Origin of the sequence: Companilactobacillus kedongensis (assembly GCF_003946625.1) — a bacterium.
Classification (GTDB): domain Bacteria; phylum Bacillota; class Bacilli; order Lactobacillales; family Lactobacillaceae; genus Companilactobacillus; species Companilactobacillus kedongensis.
This window is the reverse complement of sequence record NZ_RHOR01000036.1, coordinates 1-1,489: the sequence shown is the minus strand read 5'-3', so window position 1 is coordinate 1,489 and position 1,489 is coordinate 1. Positions and strand designations below refer to the sequence as shown.

Sequence of the window (1,489 nt, the reverse complement as noted above, 5' to 3'; positions counted from 1 at the left end):
GTAATAGCAGAACTATCTGGGAAGGTAGGCCAGAGAGGGTGAGAGCCCCGTAAGCGAAATTATGAGCGCACTTAGCAGTATCCTGAGTAGGCCGGAACACGAGGAATTTCGGTTGAATTAGCGAGGACCATCTCGTAAGGCTAAATACTAGCTAGTGACCGATAGTGAACCAGTACCGTGAGGGAAAGGTGAAAAGAACCCCGGAAGGGGAGTGAAAAAGAACCTGAAACCGTGTGTCTACAAATAGTCAAAGCACATTAAAGTGCGATGGCGTGCCTTTTGTAGAATGAACCGGCGAGTTACGTTAATTAGCGAGGTTAAATCAGAAAAGATGGAGCCGGAGCGAAAGCGAGTCTGAAGAGGGCGAGATAGTTAGTTGATGTAGACCCGAAACCAAGTGACCTATCCATGATCAGGTTGAAGGTGTGGTAAAACGCACTGGAGGACCGAACCCGTGTAAGTTAAAAATTGCTGGGATGAATTGTGGATAGCGGTGAAATTCCAAACGAACTTGGAGATAGCTGGTTCTCTCCGAAATAGCTTTAGGGCTAGCCTCGAAGAAAGGATAATGGAGGTAGAGCTCTGTTTGGACGAAGGGCCCGTCAGGGGTTACTGAATCCAGATAAACTGCGAATACCATGTATCTATCTTCGGGAGTCAGACTGCGAGTGATAAGATCCGTAGTCGAAAGGGAAACAGCCCAGATCACCAGTTAAGGTCCCAAAATCTATGCTAAGTGGAAAAGGATGTGGAGTTGCGTAGACAACTAGGATGTTGGCTCAGAAGCAGCCATCATTGAAAGAGTGCGTAATAGCTCACTAGTCGAGTGACGCTGCGCCGAAAATTTACCGGGGCTAAGCATAGTACCGAAACTGTGGATGTAGTGGAAGACACTACGTGATAGGAGAGCGTTCTAAAGGCGGTGAAGTTTGACCGTGAGGACAAATGGAGCTTTTAGAAGTGAGAATGCCGGTATGAGTAACGAAAGATAGGTGAGAATCCTATCCACCGAATGACTAAGGTTTCCTGGGGCAGGTTCGTCCGCCCAGGGTAAGTCGGGACCTAAGACAAGGCCGAGAGGTGTAGCCGATGGGGAACAGGTAGAGATTCCTGTACTGCATTTAATCGTTACGAGCAAAGGAGCGACGCAGGAGATAAAGAACGCATGGTGCTGGAAATCCATGTTTAAGCGTTAAGTATGAGAATGAGTGAAATGCTTATTTTCGTGAAGTACGAGGCGTGATAAGGAGCGAAATTAAAGTAGCGAAGGTTCTATAGTCACACTGCCAAGAAAAGCTTCTAGCCAGAGAGAATGTACCCGTACCGTAAACCGACACAGGTAGTCGAGTAGAAAATACTAAGGTGAGCGAGAGAACTCTCGTTAAGGAACTCGGCAAAAAGACCCCGTAACTTCGGAAGAAGGGGTGCTGACTAGAGATAGTCAGCCGCAGTGAATAGGCCCAAACAACTGTTTATCAAAAACACAGGT

The 1,489-nt window shown here is 47.2% G+C and carries 1 rRNA gene; it reads left to right on the top strand.

Features of this window, described 5'->3' with window-relative positions:
- Positions 1-1,489 (top strand): 23S ribosomal RNA (locus tag EKM60_RS11065); the annotation flags it as partial.